At 67.3% G+C, this 14,621-nt stretch carries 13 protein-coding genes; 7 read left to right on the forward strand and 6 right to left on the reverse strand.

What is annotated here, in order from left to right; all coding sequences use genetic code 11:
• Positions 1–101 precede the first annotated feature (101 nt).
• Positions 102–986: a LysR substrate-binding domain-containing protein gene (locus V6Z91_RS10715; protein ID WP_338770224.1), complete on the forward strand. Its 885-nt coding sequence runs from the start codon at positions 102–104 to the stop codon at positions 984–986.
• Positions 987–1,027: 41 nt separating this feature from the next.
• Here V6Z91_RS10715 and V6Z91_RS10720 read toward each other — a convergent pair whose 3' ends face one another.
• The 5 genes from V6Z91_RS10720 to V6Z91_RS10740 are packed head-to-tail and all read right to left on the reverse strand — an operon-like array spanning position 1,028 to position 6,947.
• A complete protein-coding gene (locus V6Z91_RS10720) occupies positions 1,028–1,684 on the reverse strand; it encodes a hypothetical protein (RefSeq protein WP_338770226.1) in 657 nt (218 codons plus the stop codon).
• Positions 1,681–1,962 carry a formate dehydrogenase subunit delta gene (locus V6Z91_RS10725; RefSeq protein WP_338770228.1) on the reverse strand — a complete coding sequence of 94 codons (282 nt, stop codon included), beginning with the start codon at positions 1,960–1,962 and terminating at the stop codon, positions 1,681–1,683. The genes V6Z91_RS10720 and V6Z91_RS10725 overlap by 4 nt, the downstream gene beginning before the upstream one ends.
• Positions 1,959–4,823, reverse strand: coding sequence for a formate dehydrogenase subunit alpha (fdhF, locus tag V6Z91_RS10730; RefSeq protein ID WP_338770231.1), 2,865 nt, complete (start codon positions 4,821–4,823; stop codon positions 1,959–1,961). Before fdhF ends, V6Z91_RS10725 begins: the two co-directional genes overlap by 4 nt.
• Positions 4,824–4,833: 10 nt before the next feature.
• The gene (locus V6Z91_RS10735) at positions 4,834–6,393 is read right to left on the reverse strand and encodes an NADH-quinone oxidoreductase subunit NuoF (RefSeq protein ID WP_338770234.1); all 1,560 of its coding nucleotides are present in this window, start codon (positions 6,391–6,393) and stop codon (positions 4,834–4,836) included.
• Positions 6,390–6,947, reverse strand: a complete 558-nt coding sequence (locus V6Z91_RS10740; RefSeq protein WP_338770236.1) for an NAD(P)H-dependent oxidoreductase subunit E — start codon at positions 6,945–6,947, stop codon at positions 6,390–6,392. The genes V6Z91_RS10735 and V6Z91_RS10740 overlap by 4 nt, the downstream gene beginning before the upstream one ends.
• 114 nt (positions 6,948–7,061) lie before the next feature.
• Between V6Z91_RS10740 and V6Z91_RS10745 the strand changes: the two genes are divergently transcribed.
• The 3 genes from V6Z91_RS10745 to V6Z91_RS10755 all read left to right on the forward strand — a co-directional run bounded on the left by V6Z91_RS10745 (position 7,062) and on the right by V6Z91_RS10755 (position 10,471).
• Positions 7,062–8,141 carry a substrate-binding domain-containing protein gene (locus tag V6Z91_RS10745; RefSeq protein ID WP_338771797.1) on the forward strand — a complete coding sequence of 360 codons (1,080 nt, stop codon included), beginning with the start codon at positions 7,062–7,064 and terminating at the stop codon, positions 8,139–8,141.
• A gap of 140 nt (positions 8,142–8,281) precedes the next feature.
• A complete protein-coding gene (gene frc / locus V6Z91_RS10750) occupies positions 8,282–9,529 on the forward strand; it encodes a formyl-CoA transferase (RefSeq protein ID WP_338770238.1) in 1,248 nt (415 codons plus the stop codon).
• A gap of 9 nt (positions 9,530–9,538) precedes the next feature.
• Complete coding sequence (locus tag V6Z91_RS10755) at positions 9,539–10,471, forward strand: histone deacetylase family protein (protein ID WP_338770240.1); 933 nt, start codon at positions 9,539–9,541, stop codon at positions 10,469–10,471.
• A 207-nt stretch (positions 10,472–10,678) separates the two neighbouring features.
• Here V6Z91_RS10755 and V6Z91_RS10760 read toward each other — a convergent pair whose 3' ends face one another.
• The gene (locus V6Z91_RS10760; protein ID WP_338770241.1) at positions 10,679–11,605 is read right to left on the reverse strand and encodes a LysR family transcriptional regulator; all 927 of its coding nucleotides are present in this window, start codon (positions 11,603–11,605) and stop codon (positions 10,679–10,681) included.
• A 139-nt stretch (positions 11,606–11,744) separates the two neighbouring features.
• Between V6Z91_RS10760 and V6Z91_RS10765 the strand changes: the two genes are divergently transcribed.
• The 3 genes from V6Z91_RS10765 (at position 11,745) to V6Z91_RS10775 (ending at position 14,615) form a co-directional block, all read left to right on the forward strand.
• The gene (locus V6Z91_RS10765) at positions 11,745–12,050 is read left to right on the forward strand and encodes a hypothetical protein (protein ID WP_338770243.1); all 306 of its coding nucleotides are present in this window, start codon (positions 11,745–11,747) and stop codon (positions 12,048–12,050) included.
• Positions 12,051–12,413: 363 nt separating this feature from the next.
• The gene (gene oxlT, locus V6Z91_RS10770) at positions 12,414–13,769 is read left to right on the forward strand and encodes an oxalate/formate MFS antiporter (protein ID WP_338770245.1); all 1,356 of its coding nucleotides are present in this window, start codon (positions 12,414–12,416) and stop codon (positions 13,767–13,769) included.
• Positions 13,770–13,847: 78 nt separating this feature from the next.
• On the forward strand, positions 13,848–14,615 hold the full coding sequence (locus tag V6Z91_RS10775) for a fumarylacetoacetate hydrolase family protein (RefSeq protein ID WP_338770246.1): 768 nt from the start codon (positions 13,848–13,850) through the stop codon (positions 14,613–14,615).
• Positions 14,616–14,621 lie beyond the last annotated feature (6 nt).

Below are 14,621 nucleotides of genomic sequence, written 5' to 3' on the forward strand. Positions count from 1 at the left end.
GAATGCGGTGCAAATGAGGTGCAAATGAGGTGCCATTCTCGCCAGCCCCCGGGGCCGCGACAAATGATAAGATTTCGCCAACAAAATAGAAAATCTCTACCATGCCCGCACCCTTGCCGATCAAGTCGCTGCTCGTATTCGATGCGGCGATGAAGCACAACAGCTTTGCCCTTGCGGCAGAGGAATTGCACGTCACACCCGGCGCGGTGGGCCAGCAGATCCAGAAGCTGGAGGCGTGGCTGGGCACGCCGCTGTTCGTGCGCGCCACGCGCCAGGTGCTGCCCACCGCCGAGGCGTCGAGCTACTGGGCGGCGATCCAGCCCGCGCTGGCGCGGCTCCAGCATGCCAGCGACGAGTTGCGGCTGGGGCGCAGCAACGAGGTATGGCTGTCGATTCCGCCGACGCTGGCGGCCAAGTGGTTCGCCCCGCGCATGGCCGCCTTTTTCACCGCGAATCCGGGTATCGCCCTGCACCTTTCCGCCACCACGGCCCTGGCCGATTTCGAACGCGAGCGGGTGGATCTGTCGATCCGGCATTTCGACGGCCGCGATCCGGCCCTGCATGCGGAACTGCTGTGGCGCGATGAAATCCGCCTCTACTGCTCGCCCGCCTATGCGCGGGAGCTGCGCCTGGAGAAGCCGGACGACCTGGCGCGCGGGACGCTGCTGCACACCACGTTCCACCCGCACTGGAGGGAATGGCTGCTGCGCTTTTCCGCGCTCGCCGCGCGGCAGGTGGACGCGATACCCGCACTGCATTTCGACCAGGGCATGCTGGCCATCGAAGCGGCCCGGCATGGCCAGGGCGCGGTGCTCAGCAGCGCTGTCCTCACCGAGGTGGAGGTGCGCGACGGCACGCTGTGCGAACCCTTCCCATTGCGCCTGCCGCTGTCGAAGGGCTATTACGTGGTGCACCATCGCCAGGCGGCATTGCGGCCCGCGGCGGTGGCGCTGAAGAACTGGCTGCTGGAGGCGGCGGCGGCTTAACGCGTGCGGGACGGGCTGGCGGCAGTGCCCGTAATGCCGCGTCAGGCCGCCGGGCGGCGCCGGAAATGGCTGAGCGTGGGACCCGTGCCGGCAAGCCGGTCGATGGCGGTACCGAACATGCGCGCGGACGCGGCAAGCACCAGTGCCTCGCCCGCGCTGGCGCGCGTTTCGCCATCCGCTGCTTCCAGCGAACCGGCACCGTGCTCGGCCAGCAGCGGCAGCTCCTCGGCAAGCGGCGTGCCGCTGTCGACGAACAGCCCATCCTCGGCCGAGCCGGCCATGGCGCGCACGCGCCGCATGGCGCGGTAGGCGGAAAAGCCCCACAGCTTCGTCACGCAATGCAGTGCAAGGGCCATCACTTCGCCATGGGGAAACAGGCGCAGCACGCGGTCGCGGAAATCGCCGCGCAGGTCGCGGTTCACGCGCGACCAGGCGTTGCCGTGGATGAGTGCCCCGGCAAGGTCCGCATGGCAGACCAGCACGCCGCCGGGGTAGGCACCCACGAACATGGCTTCCTCGTCCGGATGCAGGGCGTTCCACAGCGAGACTTCGCCGGCATGCCGGTAGCCGTCGGCCGCGAGTTCGCGCTGGATCAGCGCGGCCCGGCCGGCATCGTTGCCCATGCTCGCGCCGAAGCTGCCGGGCCGGTCGGTCGCGCACACGACGGACAGCTCCCAGCGCATGGCGAACGGCGTCATCCCGCGTCGCCGCCGGTATCCGCGTCTTCCGGCACCGACGTGTCGATGGCCGGCACGTCATGCCCCTTGCGATGCTCGGCCAGGGCGCTCAGCACGATCGGGTCGAGGCCCGCCCCGCGCGTCTGCGCCACGTGCTCGGCGAGGCGCTTGCGCATGCGCGGCGCCCAATAGCGCTCGAGGTGCAGCGCGATGCCGGTGCGGGCCTCCTCGTGGTCCGGGAACGAGGCGTAGAACGTGCCGATCTGGTTGGCCATCGTGACCAGGTTGTCGATGTTCATGCGCGCACCTCCGCTACGGCGGCCGCCGGATCGGCCAGCTCCAGCTGCGCCGTGTTGAAGCGCTGGTACTCGCGCTGCCATTCGGAAGGCTGCTGCACGGGCATCACCTGCACGGCCGTCACCTTGTATTCGGGGCAGTTGGTGGCCCAGTCAGAGTTTTCCGTGGTGATCACGTTGGCACCGGACTCGGGGAAGTGGAACGTCGTGTACACGACCCCCGGCTGCATGCGCTCCGTCACCAGCGCGCGCAGCACGGTTTCCCCCGCGCGGCTCTGGATGCCCACCCAGTCGTCATCGCGGATGCCGCGTTCCTGCGCATCGTGCGGGTGAATTTCCAGCCGGTCTTCCGCATGCCACTGCACGTTTTCCGTGCGCCGCGTCTGCGCGCCCACGTTGTACTGGGACAGGATGCGCCCGGTCGTGAGGATCAGCGGGTACTTGCGCGTCACCTTCTCGCTGGTGGCCACGTATTGGGTGATGATGAAGCGGCCCTTGCCGCGCACGAAAGTGTCCACGTGCATGGTCGGCGTGCCTTCCGGGGCGGCGTCGTTGCAGGGCCACTGGATGCTGCCCAGTTCATCGAGCCGCTTGTAGCTCACGCCGGTGAAGGTCGGCGTCAGCCGCGCGATCTCGTCCATGATTTCGGACGGGTGCGTGTAATTCATCGGATAGCCCAGCCGGTTCGACAGCGCCATCGTCACTTCCCAGTCCGCCAGGCCGGCGCGCGGCGGCATCACCTTGCGCACCCGGGAGATGCGGCGTTCGGCATTGGTGAACGTGCCATCCTTCTCCAGGAAAGAGGAACCGGGCAGCAGAACGTGCGCATATTTCGCCGTCTCGTTCAGGAAGATGTCCTGCACCACGATGCACTCCATCGCCGACAGCGCCGCCGTCACGTGCTGCGTGTTCGGGTCGGACTGCACGATATCCTCGCCCTGGCAATACAGGCCCATGAAGCTGCCGTCCAGCGCCGCCTCGAACATGTTCGGGATGCGCAGGCCGGGTTCGTCCTGCAGCGTCACGCCCCAGGCCTGTTCGAACAGGCCGCGCACGGTGCTGTCGGATACGTGGCGGTAGCCGGGCAGCTCGTGGGGGAAGGAACCGATGTCGCAGGAACCTTGCACATTGTTCTGGCCGCGCAGCGGGTTCACGCCCACGCCCTCGCGGCCCACGTTGCCCGTGGCCATGGCCAGGTTGGCGATCGCCATCACGGCCGTCGAACCTTGCGCATGTTCGGTCACACCCAGGCCGTAGTAGATGGCCGCATTGCCGCCGGTGGCGTACAGCCGCGCCGCCGCACGCAGCTGCGCCGCCGGCACACCCGTCACGCTCTCCGTTTCCTCCGGCGAGTTGGCCGGCTGGGCCACGAAGTCGCGCCATTGCAGGAAGGCGCGGTCCTCGCAGCGTTCGGCGATGAATTCCTCGGCCAGCAAGCCTTCCGTGACGATCACGTGCGCCAGTGCGGACAGCACGGCCACATTGGTGCCCGGCCGCAGTTGCAGATGGTAATCGGCGCGCACGTGCGGCGACTTGATCAGGTCGATGCGGCGCGGGTCGATCACGATCAGGCGCGCACCCTGGCGCAGGCGCCGCTTCATGCGCGAGCCGAACACCGGGTGGCCGTCGGTGGGGTTGGCGCCGATCACCAGCACCACGTCGGTATGCTCAATGGATTTGAAACTTTGCGTGCCGGCCGATTCGCCCAGCGTCTGCTTCAGGCCATAGCCGGTAGGCGAGTGGCATACCCGCGCGCAGGTGTCCACGTTGTTGTTGCCGAAGGCGGCGCGCACCAGCTTCTGCACCAGGTAGCCTTCCTCGTTCGTGCAACGGGACGAGACGATGCCGCCGATCGCGTCGCGGCCGTGTTTCGCCTGGATGCGGCGGAACTCGGACGCCGCGTAGTCGAGCGCTTCGTCCCACGACACTTCGCGCCATGGATCGGTGATCTTCGCGCGGATCATCGGTTTCGTGATGCGGTCCTTGTGGGTAGCATAGCCCCACGCGAAACGCCCCTTCACGCACGCGTGGCCTTCGTTGGCCTTTCCATCCTTGGCCGGCACCATGCGCACCACTTCGTTGCCCTTCATTTCCGCGTTCAGCGAGCACCCCACGCCGCAATAGGCGCACGTGGTGGTCACGCTGTGCTCGGCCTGGCCCAGCCAGATCACGGATTTCTCCGTCAGCGTCGCGGTCGGGCAGGCTTCCACGCAGGCCCCGCACGACACGCACTCCGATTCCATGAACGCCTCGTTCTGGCCGGCCGATACGCGCGACTCGAAGCCGCGGCCGGAGATCGTCAGCGCGAACGTGCCCTGGGTTTCCTCGCAGGCGCGCACGCAGCGGTTGCACACGATGCACTTCGACGAATCGAAGGTGAAGTAGGGATTCGATTCATCCTTCTTCAGCTTCAGGTGGTTCTCGCCCTCGTAGCCATAGCGCACCTCGCGCAGGCCGGTCACGCCGGCCATGTCTTGCAGTTCGCAGTTGCCGTTGGCCGGGCAGGTGAGGCAATCGAGCGGGTGGTCGGAGATGTACAGCTCCATCACGCCCTTGCGCAATTGCTGCAGCTTGGGCGACTGCGTGCGCACGACCATCCCTTCCTCGGCCGGCGTGGTGCACGAAGCGGGGTAGCCGCGGCGGGCGTCGATTTCGACCAGGCACAGGCGGCAGGAGCCGAACGGTTCCAGGCTGTCGGTGGCGCACAGCTTGGGGATGTTGATGTCGGCGAGCGCCGCGGCGCGCATCACCGAGGTGCCGGCGGGAACGGTCACCCGCTGGCCGTCGATCTGCAGCGTGATGTAATCGGTGATCACGGCCGGCGGCGGTGTGCCGAGGTCGCGGGTCAGGATGGTTTCGATCATCGTGTTCTCCTCAGGCGGCGTGCTTCGACGTGTCGGCCTGGCCGAAGTCTTGCGGGAAGTGGTTCAGGGCGGACAGCACGGGGTAGGGCGTCATGCCCCCCATCGCGCACAGCGAGCCGTTCAGCATCGTGTCGCACAGGTCGCGCAGCAACACGATGTGCTGGGTCAGCTGGGGCGGCTGCGAGCTGGCGCGGATCTTGTCGATCACTTCCACGCCGCGCGTGGAACCGATGCGGCACGGCGTGCACTTGCCGCACGATTCGATGGCGCAGAATTCCATGGCGTAGCGCGCCAGCTTGGCCATGTCGGCGCGGTCGTCGTGCACCACGATGCCGCCGTGGCCCAGCACCGCCCACAGCGCCGCGAAGGCTTCGTAGTCGAGCGGCGTGTCCCATTGCGATTCGGGCAGGTAGGCGCCCAGCGGCCCGCCCACCTGCACGGCCTTGATGGGCCGGCCGGAAGCGCTACCGCCGCCATAGTCGTACAGGATTTCGCGCAGCGTGGCGCCGAACGCCAGCTCGATCAGGCCGCCCTGCTTGATGTTGCCAGCCAGCTGGACGGGCAGGGTGCCGCGCGAGCGGCCCATGCCGTAGTCCTGGTAGTACGCGGCACCCTTGTCCAGGATGATCGGCACGGTGGCCAGCGACAGCACGTTGTTGATGACGGTGGGCTTGCCGAACAGTCCGGCCAGTGCCGGCAGCGGCGGCTTGGCGCGCACGATGCCGCGCTTGCCCTCCACGCTTTCCAGCAGGGCGGTTTCCTCGCCGCAGATGTAGGCGCCGGCACCCTTGCGCACTTCCAGCTCGAAGGCGCGGCCCGAACCCAGCACGTCCACCCCCAGGTAGCCATGCCGGCGCGCCAGCGCGATGGCCGCTTCCAGCCGGGCGATCGCGTGTGGGTATTCACTGCGCACATAGACGTAGCCGCGCGTGGCGCCCACGGCCAGGCCGGCGATCGTCATGCCTTCCACCAGCACGAAGGGATCGCTTTCCATGATGATGCGGTCGGCGAAGGTGCCGGAATCGCCTTCGTCGGCATTGCAGACGATATATTTTTCGCTGCCGGGCGCCTTCAGTACCGTGTTCCACTTGATCCCGGTGGGGAAGGCCGCGCCCCCACGGCCGCGCAGGCCGGAGGCCGTGACGGCGGCCACGATCTCGGCCGGCGCCATGGCGAGCGCGTTGCGCAGGCCGCGGTAGCCGTCGTGCGCGAGGTAGTCGTCCAGCGAGTCCGGCGCGACGATGCCGACGCGGGCAAACGTCAGGCGCTGCTGGCGCGCCAGGTAGGGAATCTGCTCCACCAAGCCAAGCGCCAGCGGATGGTCGGGCGACCATGCCGCGTCGAACAGGGCGGGCACGTCCGCCGCGTCCACCGGGCCGAAGCCGAACCTGCCTTCGGGCGTTTCCACCTCCACCAGCGTCTCGAGCCACAGCAGGCCGCGCGTACCGTTGCGCACCACGAGGATGTCGAGGCCGCGTTGCAGTGCCTGGGCGGCGATTGCCGCTGCCACTTCGTCGGCCCCGACCGCCAGCGCCGCCGAATCACAGGGTACCCAGATACGCGTGGTCATACGGCCTCCCGGCTGTTGTTATCGACATTGGCAATGTCGGCGACCAGCGCATCGAAGCGGGCCGGCGTCACGCGGGCGAAGACCGCCTCGTTGATGGTGAGGGCCGGTGCGCTGGCGCACTGGCCCAGGCAATACACGGGTTCCAGGCCGAACGTGCCGTCCGCGCTGCGCCCGTGCAGGGAGCAGCCGAGCGCGCGTTCGGCATGTTCCAGCAAGCCGTCCGCGCCCATGCTCTGGCATGCCTCGGCGCGGCAGAGCTGGATCACGCAGCGTGGCGGCGGTTCGCTCCGGAAGTAGTGGTAGAAGGTGATGACGCCGTGCACCTCGGCGCGCGACAGGTTGAAGTGTTGCGCGATTTCCGGCACGCGTTCCGGTGGAATGTACCCGGCGCTGTCCTGCAAGCCGTGCAGCACGGGCAGCAGCTGGTCCTGGCGGTTGCCGAGGCGCGCGAACAGGTCGGCCAGGATGGCGTCGATGGTGGTCAAAGCGGTGGCCGAAGGGGCGGCCGCTTTGGCTGCGGCGGTGGAAACTGGGGAAGCAGTGGCGCTGGACATGGCGTCTCCTCGGTTCGCCGCTTATGTTCTCGCTTGCATATGCGGCGCGTGTTTTATCATGTAAATTCAGACTATCACCCCGTGAGAACGGCTTCAATAGGAAGGATTTTGCATATGCTCAGCGTGGAAATAAAACCGGACTGGTTCCTGCGCGACGCGCGCGGCACCGCCACGGCGCTGCCGGCGCTGCTGGCGCTGCTGGCCGCCGTCAGCGAAACGGGCAGCATCAGCAAGGCGGCTGCGCAGTGCCGCATGTCGTATCGCCACGCCTGGGGCTTGCTGCAGCAGTTCAGCAAACAGTTCGGCGCCGAGCTGGTACACAAGGTGCGCGGGCAGGGCACCGTGCTCACGCCGCTGGCGGAAAAGCTGATGTGGGCCGACCGGCGCATCGGCGCCCGCCTTACGCCGCTGCTCGACAGCCTGGCATCGGAGCTGCAACAGGAGCTGGTGCGCGTGCTGGCGGCGGACGCGCAAGGGGTTCGGCTGACGGCCTCGCACGGCTTCGCCGTGGCGGCGCTGGTGGCGCAGCTGCGCGAGCAGGGCGTGACGGTGGATATCAGCTACCGCAGCAGCACGGACGCGGTAGCGGCGCTGGCGCGCGGCGAGTGCGACCTGGCCGGCTTCCACCTGCCGGTGGGGCGCTTCGAGGAAGCGGCGGCGGCCAGCTACCGGCCCTGGCTGAACGCCGAGCGCCATGCCTTCCTGCACCTGGCTTACCGCGAGTTGGGCCTGTTTGTCGCGCGCGGCAATCCGAAGCGCGTGACGGGGCTGCCCGACCTGGCGCGCCGCGACGTGCGCTTCGTCAACCGGCAGCAGGGCTCGGGCACCCGCGTGCTGCTCGAACTGCTGCTGGCGGAGCAGGGCATCGACCCGGCGGCCATCGTCGGCCAGGACAGCGCGGAATTCACGCATGCCGCGGTGGCGGCCTACGTGGCCAGCGGCATGGCGGACATCAGCTTCGGCGTGGAGACGGCCGCGCGCCGTTTCGGCCTGGAGTTCATTCCCGTCTGCCGCGAACGCTATTTCCTCGCTTGCGACAAGGCGGCGCTCACCCAGCCGCTGCTCGGCACGGTCGCGGCGGCGATGGCGCACGAGCGCTTTCGCGCCGCGCTGGCCGACCTGCCGGGCTACGACGACGCCGAGGCCGGCACCCAGGCTGACCTGGCCGCACTGTTCCGTTCCGGCCAAACTTAACCGCGGTCAATGATCGGCCGGGGAACGGCCCGGTATGATGGGTTGCATCTGAGGTATTACAAATGTTTGCCCGAGCTCATCGGGCGGCGCAGAATACACGCAGAAAACAAGAACGCAGCCCATCAACCGAGGAGACCGGCATGAGCAAGGCATTGGAAGGCATTCGCATTCTCGATTTCACCCACGTCCAGTCGGGTCCCACCTGCACCCAGCTGCTGGCCTGGTTCGGGGCCGACGTGATCAAGGTCGAGCGGGCCGGCGAAGGCGACGCCACGCGCGCCCAGTTGCGCGACATCCCCGGCGTCGACAGCCTGTACTTCACGATGCTGAACCATAACAAGCGTTCGATCACGCTCGATACCAAGCAGCCGGCCGGCAAGGCGGTGCTGGAAACGCTGATCCGCGATTGCGATGTGCTGGTGGAGAACTTCGCGCCGGGTGCGCTCGATCGCATGGGCTTTTCCTGGGAGCGCATCAGCCAGCTCAACCCGCGCATGATCGTCGCTTCCGTCAAGGGGTTCGGGCCGGGGCCCTACGAAGACTGCAAGGTCTACGAGAACGTGGCGCAATGCGCCGGGGGCGCCGCCGCCACGACCGGCTTCGACGACGGACCGCCGGTGGTCACCGGGGCGCAGATCGGCGACAGCGGCAGCGGCCTGCACCTGGCGCTGGGCATCGTCACGGCGCTGTTCCAGCGCACCGCTACCGGCCGGGGCCAGCGCGTGCAGATCTCGATGCAGGATGCGGTGCTGAACCTGTGCCGCGTGAAGCTGCGCGACCAGCAGCGCCTGGAGCGCAACGGCGTGATGGAGGAATACCCGCAGTTCGCCACCGGCCGGTTCGGCGACACGGTGCCCCGCGCCGGCAACGCCTCCGGCGGCGGCCAGCCCGGCTGGATCCTCAAGTGCAAGGGCTGGGAGGGCGATCCGAATGCCTACATCTATTTCATCGCCCAGGCGGCCGTGTGGCCGGCCATCTGCCGCGTGATCGGGCGCGAGGAATGGATCGAGGACCCGGCCTTTGCCACGCCGCGCGCCCGGCTGCCGCACCTGATGCAGATCTTCGCCACCGTCGAGGAATGGACGAAGACGCTGACCAAGTTCGAGGTCATGGATATCCTGAACCGCTACGACATTCCCTGCGGTCCCATCCTGTCGATGAAGGAACTGGCCGAGGAACCGTCGCTGCGCGCCACCGGCACGATCGTCGAGGTCGATCATCCGGAGCGCGGCCCCTATCTCACCGTCGGCAATCCCATCAAGCTTTCCGACAGCCCCACCGTGGTGCGCCGCTCGCCGCTGCTGGGCGAGCATACCGACGAGGTGCTGGCCCAGCTGGGGTACGGCGACGAGCAGATCGCCGCCCTGCGGGCCGGGCGCGTCATCTGAGGAGCGGCGATGGCCACGATGGTGATGTTCCACCCCGATTGCCTGGAGCACCTGCCCGGCGCGGGCCACCCGGAAGCGCCAGAGCGGCTGCACGTGGTGATGCGGGCACTCTGGGCGCCGGAATTTTCGGCGCTCGCATGGCGCGAGGCGCCGGCCGGCACCCGCGAGCAGGTCTTGCTGGTCCACGAAGCGGACTATGTCGACACCGTTACCGCCATGGTGCCCCGGCATGGGGTCGCGGTGCTCGACGGCGGCGACACCGTGCTGTCGCCCCGCTCGCTCGACGCGGTGATGCGCTGCGTGGGCGCCGCCTGCGCGGGTGTGGACGCCGTGCTGGCGGGGGAGGCCGACAACGTGTTCTGCGCCACCCGGCCCTGCGGGCACCACGCCGAGCCGGACCGGGCGATGGGCTTTTGCATTTTCAACCAGGTGGCCATCGCGGCCATGCACGCGCTGCACGCCCACGGCCTGGCCAGGGTGGCGGTCATCGATTTCGACGTCCACCACGGCAACGGCACGCAGGCCGCGGCGCATGGCGAACCGCGGCTGTTCTTCGGCTCCAGCCATCAATCGCCGCTCTATCCGGGCACCGGCGCCGCGCACGAGCGGGGCGGCAGCGGCAATGTCGTCAACGTGCCGCTGCCGCCCGGCTGTACCTCGCAGGCGTTCCGCAACAGCGTGTCGATGCGGATGCTGCCCGCGCTACGCGCCTTCGCGCCGGAGCTGATCCTCGTCTCCGCCGGCTTCGACGCGCACCGGCTCGACCCGCTGGCCCAGCTGGCGCTGGACGACGACGACTTCGGCTGGATCACGCGCGAAGTGATGGCGATCGCGGCGGACCTGTGCGGCGGGCGCATCGTTTCCGTTCTGGAGGGGGGATACAGCGGGGAAGGGCTGGCGGGCGGGTGTGCCGCGCACGTGCGGGCGTTGATGGGAAGCTGATCCGGTTGGTGTAGGACATTTAAACGGCGGTCCGCCCTGGCGGGCCAGCGTTTAAGTGTGCGACACCGGTTTTCCCTACCGACGTCGGCGACATCCGGCGTGCGCGACATCGGTTCGCTTCCGCTCGTGGATGCCTCTGGAGAAAACCGGTGTCGTACACCGAAAAGCTGGTGTACGACACCAGGGGCCCAAAGGCCGCTGGTGGTCTCAGCCCGCCGTCGGAATCAGCCGCCCGATCCACTCCGCCCCATCGTCGAGCAGGAACTGCCGGAACGCGCTCGCCACGGGCGGCAGCCGCTTCTCGCGGCGGTGCACCACGTACCAGTGCAGCATCAGCGGAAAACGCTCGGCGGGTACGACGACCAGGCTGCCCGCCGCCACCTCGCGGCCGATCGTGTGCGCGGACAGGAACCCCAGGCCGATGCCGGCGATCACGGCCTGCTTGATGGTTTCCGTGCTCTTGATTTCCATCGCCACCTGCAGCTCTTCGAGCCGCGGCCCGAACGCATCTTCCATCGAGTGCCACGTATCCGAACCGCGCTCCCGCACCACGAACGGGTACTTCACCAGCTCGCGCAGGGGGACCGGCGCACGGCCCGGCGCGGCCAGCGGATGCTGTGGCGCGGCCACGATCACGTAGGGATGGGGCGCGAACGGGTCGTTCTGCGTGTCGTGCACCGGCGGGCGCACCATCACGGCGAGATCGGTGCGGTTGGCCGCCAGTTCCTCCAGCAGCTCTTCGCGGTTGTGCACCGTGAGGTTCAGCTTCACGCCGGGATGCCGGCGCGCGAAGGCCATCATCAGCTGCGGGAAGAAGTAGTCGCCGGCGCTGATCACTGCCACGTCCAGCCGGCCGCCCGTGATGCCGCGGTGCTGGGCCATCGCCGCTTCGGCCTGCTCGAACTGCAGGATGATGGCGCGGCAATGGGGCAACAGCTCGCTGCCGGCCTGTGTCAGGTACGTCTTCTTGCCAAGCTGCTCGAACAGGGTGGCGCCCACGTGGGCTTCGAGCGTGCGGATCTGGGTCGAGACGGCCGGCTGCGTGAGGTGCATTTCCGCCGCCGCCCGGGAAAAACTCAGGTGGCGGGCCACCGCCTCGAAGATCTTCAGCTGCCGCAACGTGGCATTGCGCATGGCACTCCCCAGGAATGGTATGGCGACTTGTTTCAGCTATAACCTGTCCTTGATGATTATCCCTAAAAACTTTGAATTTTGCTAATCATCGAGCTTGCTTAGTATGGACTCCGTCGGCATCACAACAACGGAGGAAAGCATGACGAATACGAGCGCCGCCGCGGCGCAGCGCAACGCCTGGAACGCGGCCTTCCATGAGCTGGACCTGCCCTGGTATTGGGAAGCCGGCTGCGACCTGCCCGATGCCGGCGCGGAACGCGAGTGCATCCGCGCCTATCTGGCGCGCCACCAGGGGCACCTGTTGGCGGTCTACGACGCGGACTTCCTCATCGACGCGATCCTGGCCACCAAGGAGCGTTGCGAAGCGCGCTACCTGGGGGCAGGCGGCGACCTTGCGGCGGCCATCGACTGGCGCGAGCTGCGCCAGCCGCAGATCGGCATCTGACCGTGTGCGAATGCCACTACTTCAAGCGATTTTTTGATTCTTAACCGCGGTCAAGGATATGCGAAATATGTTCTTCCACAATCGTTCCATCTGTTGAACTTCAAATAAGGAAACGGGCCGCGGGCAGTACCCGCGTTCCGCACCGGGTTCCAGAGTCTTTCGGCAGCTTCCGCGCGAATCCATCGATTCATAGAGGAGACAACACATGAGCCACCAACCGCACCGCAGCATCGCCCGGCACCGCTTGAGAAGCCCCATTCCGCTGCCGGGCGAGCCGCCAGCCGCACGGCGATCGATGTAACAGACAGCGGTACCGGACAGCGGTACCAGAACAGCGCTGAAAAACCAGATGGGAGACATTGCATGAAAACCGACGCATCGACCGCTATCGAAAGGCCAGCATCGTTCCGCTGGATGCAACTGGTCATGGGCATCGTCTGCATGGCCATGATCGCCAACCTGCAGTATGGCTGGACCCTGTTCGTGAACCCCCTCGCCGAAGCCCATGGCTGGACCAAGGCATCGATCCAGGTGGCGTTCACGATCTTCATCCTGACCGAAACCTGGCTCGTGCCCGTCGAGGGCTGGGCGGTGGACAAATGGGGCCCGCGCCCGGTGGTGCTGTTCGGCGGCCTGCTGTGCGCGATCGGCTGGGTGATGAATTCGTACGCCTCCACCTTGGCCGTGCTGTACATCGCCGCCGCCATCAGCGGCATCGGTGCCGGCGCGGTCTACGGCACCTGCGTGGGCCAGTCGCTGAAGTGGTTCCCCGACCGCCGTGGCCTGGCCGCGGGCCTGACCGCCGCCGGCTTCGGCGCCGGCTCGGCCGCCACCATCATCCCGATCTCGAACATGATCGAGAGCCGCGGCTACCAGGATACGTTCCTGTACTTCGGGATCGGCCAGGGCGCGATCGTGATCCTGCTGGCGCTGCTGATGGCACGGCCGCCCCAGACGGCGTCCAAGACCGCCAAGAAGAAGGTCAACCCGAACGTGCTGCAAACCACGGCCGACTACAAGCCCTCGCAGATGGTGCGCACGCCCGTGTTCTGGGTGATGTACACGATGTTCGTGCTGGTCGCCGCGGGCGGCCTGATGGCCACCGCGCAGATGGGCCCGATCGCCAAGGACTTCGAGATCGATGGGGTGAAGTTCAACATCATGGGCATGATCCTGCCGGCCCTGACGTTCGCCCTGGCGATCGACCGTGTGCTGAACGGCCTGACGCGGCCATTCTTCGGCTGGGTGTCCGACCAGATCGGCCGCGAGAAGACGATGTTCATCGCCTTCGCCCTGGAATCGGTCGGCATCATCGCGCTGTACTACTTCGGCCGCGATCCGATCATGTTCGTCATCCTGACCGGGCTGGTGTTCTTTGCCTGGGGCGAGATCTACAGCCTGTTCCCGGCCACCACGGCCGATACGTTCGGGACGCGCAACGCGGCCGGTAACGCGGGGCTGATGTACACGGCCAAGGGCACGGCATCGATCTTCGTGCCGATCTCCAGCATCATCACTGCCATGACGGGCAGCTGGGAAGCGGTGTTCTTCGTCGGCTGCGGCATGAACGCGGTGGCCGCCGTGATGGCATGGTGGGTGCTGCGGCCGATGCGCAAGCGCTTCATCGAGGAGGCTTCCGGCACGGTCAGCGCGACCGATGAAGACAAGGCACTGTCCGCCAGTGCCGGCACGGCCACCGCGGCCCGTCTCGTCAACTGATCCCGTTCCCCGCCGTACCGCGCGCGCCGCCCGGTGCGCGCGGACTTCCCGCGCCCTGCGCATTCCACGGAGGCTTCCATGATCCAGCACTGGATACGATTCAGGCATCTCGATACCGTCCGCTTCGGCACCCTCGAGGGCGAAAAGATCCGCGTCTTCAAGGGTGACATGTTCGACGCGCCGCAACGCACCGACATCGCCATCCACCTGGCCGACGTGGAGCTGTACACCCCGGTCGTGCCGGGCAAGGTACTGGCGATGTGGAACAACTTCCACGCCCTGGGCAAGAAACTCGGCCTGCCGGCGCCGGCCGAACCGCTGTACCTGATGAAGCCGCCCACTTCCTACTTGGCACCGGGCGGCACGATCCGCAAGCCGCGCTGCGAAGGCAAGGTGGCCTTCGAAGGCGAGCTGGCGATCGTGATCGGCCGCACGTGCAGCGGCGTGCCCGTCGAGCACGCGGCGGAGCACATCTTCGGCTACACCTGCGCCAACGACGTGACGGTGAGCGAGATCATCGGCCGCGACCCCACGTTCCCGCAGTGGGTGCGCGCCAAGGGCTTCGATACCTTCTGCCCGTTCGGTCCCGTGGTCGCCACCGGGCTCGATCCGGCCATGCTGGTGGTGCGCACGATCGTCAACGGCGAGGTGCGGCAGGACTACCCGGTCAACGACATGGTGTTTTCCGCCGCCGAACTGGTCAGCCGCGTGTCCCAGGACATGACGCTCGAGCCAGGCGACCTGCTGCTGTGCGGCACGTCGGTCGGCGTGGGGTCGATGCGTCCGGGCAGCACGGTGGTCGTGGAGATCGACGGCATCGGGCGGCTCAGCAACCGTTTCGAGTGAAACCAA

The organism is Massilia sp. METH4, assembly GCF_037094685.1.
In the GTDB taxonomy this organism is placed as follows: domain Bacteria; phylum Pseudomonadota; class Gammaproteobacteria; order Burkholderiales; family Burkholderiaceae_D; genus Rugamonas.

Coding starts and splice junctions, on each gene's coding strand:
- V6Z91_RS10715 (WP_338770224.1), top strand. CDS start 102: ATGCCCGCACCCTTGCCGATCAAGTCGCTGCTCGTATTCGATGCGGCG.
- V6Z91_RS10720 (WP_338770226.1), bottom strand. CDS start 1,684: ATGACGCCGTTCGCCATGCGCTGGGAGCTGTCCGTCGTGTGCGCGACC.
- V6Z91_RS10725 (WP_338770228.1), bottom strand. CDS start 1,962: ATGAACATCGACAACCTGGTCACGATGGCCAACCAGATCGGCACGTTC.
- fdhF (WP_338770231.1), bottom strand. CDS start 4,823: ATGATCGAAACCATCCTGACCCGCGACCTCGGCACACCGCCGCCGGCC.
- V6Z91_RS10735 (WP_338770234.1), bottom strand. CDS start 6,393: ATGACCACGCGTATCTGGGTACCCTGTGATTCGGCGGCGCTGGCGGTC.
- V6Z91_RS10740 (WP_338770236.1), bottom strand. CDS start 6,947: ATGTCCAGCGCCACTGCTTCCCCAGTTTCCACCGCCGCAGCCAAAGCG.
- V6Z91_RS10745 (WP_338771797.1), top strand. CDS start 7,062: ATGCTCAGCGTGGAAATAAAACCGGACTGGTTCCTGCGCGACGCGCGC.
- frc (WP_338770238.1), top strand. CDS start 8,282: ATGAGCAAGGCATTGGAAGGCATTCGCATTCTCGATTTCACCCACGTC.
- V6Z91_RS10755 (WP_338770240.1), top strand. CDS start 9,539: ATGGCCACGATGGTGATGTTCCACCCCGATTGCCTGGAGCACCTGCCC.
- V6Z91_RS10760 (WP_338770241.1), bottom strand. CDS start 11,605: ATGCGCAATGCCACGTTGCGGCAGCTGAAGATCTTCGAGGCGGTGGCC.
- V6Z91_RS10765 (WP_338770243.1), top strand. CDS start 11,745: ATGACGAATACGAGCGCCGCCGCGGCGCAGCGCAACGCCTGGAACGCG.
- oxlT (WP_338770245.1), top strand. CDS start 12,414: ATGAAAACCGACGCATCGACCGCTATCGAAAGGCCAGCATCGTTCCGC.
- V6Z91_RS10775 (WP_338770246.1), top strand. CDS start 13,848: ATGATCCAGCACTGGATACGATTCAGGCATCTCGATACCGTCCGCTTC.